At 28.8% G+C, this 2,108-nt stretch carries 4 protein-coding genes; 1 reads left to right on the top strand and 3 read right to left on the bottom strand.

The features are described from left to right. Nucleotides 1-59: 59 nt before the first annotated feature. Nucleotides 60-200: a hypothetical protein gene (locus ACQCX0_RS03140; RefSeq protein ID WP_462562713.1), complete on the top strand. Its 141-nt coding sequence runs from the start codon at nt 60-62 to the stop codon at nt 198-200. A gap of 66 nt (nt 201-266) precedes the next feature. Here ACQCX0_RS03140 and ACQCX0_RS03135 read toward each other — a convergent pair whose 3' ends face one another. From ACQCX0_RS03135 to ACQCX0_RS03125, 3 genes are all read right to left on the bottom strand, one after another. After that, on the bottom strand, nt 267-1,223 hold the full coding sequence (locus tag ACQCX0_RS03135; RefSeq protein WP_462562712.1) for a tyrosine-type recombinase/integrase: 957 nt from the start codon (nt 1,221-1,223) through the stop codon (nt 267-269). Nucleotides 1,224-1,341: 118 nt separating this feature from the next. Then, nucleotides 1,342-1,623 (bottom strand): helix-turn-helix transcriptional regulator, encoded by a 282-nt coding sequence (locus ACQCX0_RS03130; RefSeq protein WP_462562711.1) that lies wholly within the window; start codon nt 1,621-1,623, stop codon nt 1,342-1,344. A 37-nt stretch (nt 1,624-1,660) separates the two neighbouring features. After that, the gene (locus ACQCX0_RS03125) at nt 1,661-1,906 is read right to left on the bottom strand and encodes a hypothetical protein (RefSeq protein WP_462562710.1); all 246 of its coding nucleotides are present in this window, start codon (nt 1,904-1,906) and stop codon (nt 1,661-1,663) included. Nucleotides 1,907-2,108 lie beyond the last annotated feature (202 nt).

The raw sequence follows: 2,108 nt of genomic DNA, 5'->3' as shown, positions 1-2,108 counted from the left end.
GACTAATAACAGGAAGTGGCACAGGAACAATAAAGTAATATAAAAAAAGGAAATATATAATGGGACAAGAGATGACAACATATGAAGTAATTAAAGAATGTTGGATAAACGACACAAGATATCAAGCAACACAGTTAGTAAGATTAACAGATATTCAAGCTAAAGAATGGCTGGATAGAAAGGATAAAGAGGCTTTGTAGAGCTTATATTCTCTTACCTCTAGTTTTATTGTAGCAGAATTGTAGCAATTTTTATTATTATTGAAATTAATCTTTTAATTCTTTTTTAAGAGATTCTAGGGTGGTTTTTGCATAGTGAGACAGAGTAGTTTTAATATCTGAATGCCCCATCCATGTTTGGATTTTCTCACTACTCATATTTGTTTCTTGCCACTCATGCCAGCCGTTAACTGCCCATGTGGCAAAGGTTCTGCGTAAGTCATGCCAAATAAAATCTGTTATAATTTCTTCAGATAAAGCCTTCCACCAACCATTATTTTCCGGCTTCTTAGGGAATGGTACTTTTAAATTTATTCTTCCCTCTAATATTTTAATGGCTTTAGGTGACAATGGAATAATTAAGCTCTTGCCAGTTTTGTTTACCGGAATAAATAACTCTTTTTTATTAAAATCTATATGTTCCCATTTAATTCCTTGAGGAATACTTCTGTAATTAGGTATTTGTTCAGCTTTTCTAATACCAGTTTCTATTGCAAATTCTATGTAATCTACTAAGTCTTTATTAGTAATATTTTGTAATTTTAATCGCTCTTCTTGAGTAAGATACCGATCACGATTTATTGTTCTGGGTAGATGTGAAAAATCCAAGTTTTTACAAGGATTTTCAGTAATAAATCCTATTTTCTCACAATGAGAAAAAATTACATTTAAGACTTGAAAAGCTCTTTTTATCGTTCTAGTTTGTGAATCTTTTTTCTGTAGATATTCCATGTATAAATAAAGATTAGCTTTATTGAAAACATCTTTATCTTGAAAGAATATAAGGGCTTTTTTAATATCTGTTTTATATTTAGCTTTAGTAGTAGCATATAAATTATTAAAATAACTTAAATCTAAGAATTTGTTTACAATTATATCAAAGGTTAGCTTTTTGTTTATAACAACATCTTTATATTTAAGATAGATTTTTTCTGCTATTTTTTCTGCTTCTTTGTTCGTAATATCGTTACCAACGGAGAGATTTTCATAGTCTTTTCTAGTCAATCTTATACCGGAAGATATCTGATACCTCAATCCGTTTAAGGTAAATCTAACCCAAAATATTTCCCCTCGTACATATAAAGTGTACGGTTTTCTTGGCTTGTAGAACATGGTATTAATTTTATATTGTTTTTAAACGTTCTAGAGTAGCATCAATAGAATTGTTGGTTATGTATTTATCAGGTTTTCTTATAGGTTTTTTAACTCTAATATTACCAGAGGGTAGGGTATAGGTAACCCTACTTTGTTCTAGTAAATCCAATATTTCATCTTCTCTAAAACGAACTGCTCCCGTAGGTCTATAGCTTGGAATATCCCCTAATTTAGCTTTTTTGTAAACAGTTGAAACACTATCATAGCCCAATAATTCAGCTACCTTTTTAGCTTTAATAAATATAGTCATTTTTTAGAATCCTTTTTACCTTATTAAAATAGGTTATTTATTTCCCTAGTTTACTTTTGTTAATTTTTAATATGTTGGTAGCAAAACTATCTACAATTTGTTTTTCCCCGTATTCAAGGGTGGCTCCTATTTTATTGCCTAAATAAAATACTGACTGTTGATATAATCTATAATTTTGTTCTGTTAGATTAGACATTACAAGAGATATGCATGTAAATAATCTCATTAGTTCATCTCTTTCAAACTTAAGTTCGCAATTAATATTTTTTGCTTTTATTTCCATGTTTATGCTCCTTTTAATAGATTCTTTGTAAATTGTTTAATTCATATATTTGTATAAAGATATTATGGTGTCTTAAAGACAACTTGTCAAGAATATATTTTATATATATAGTTTTTTTGTTATTTAATAGTTTTAAATACTCTTTGTTTAATTTTTTCTATTAGATCGGAAGAGCGTCGTGTAGGGAAAGAGTGTAGATCTC

It is taken from the genome of Candidatus Hepatincolaceae symbiont of Strigamia maritima, from assembly GCF_055505085.1.
The sequence above is the reverse complement of the archived record's forward strand: the minus strand, read 5'-3'. Positions and strand labels throughout refer to the sequence as shown.

Bases quoted from the DNA above. Each gene is read 5' to 3' on its own strand.
- ACQCX0_RS03140 (WP_462562713.1), top strand. From the start codon at position 60: ATGGGACAAGAGATGACAACATATGAAGTAATTAAAGAATGTTGGATA.
- ACQCX0_RS03130 (WP_462562711.1), bottom strand. From the start codon at position 1,623: ATGACTATATTTATTAAAGCTAAAAAGGTAGCTGAATTATTGGGCTAT.
- ACQCX0_RS03125 (WP_462562710.1), bottom strand. From the start codon at position 1,906: ATGGAAATAAAAGCAAAAAATATTAATTGCGAACTTAAGTTTGAAAGA.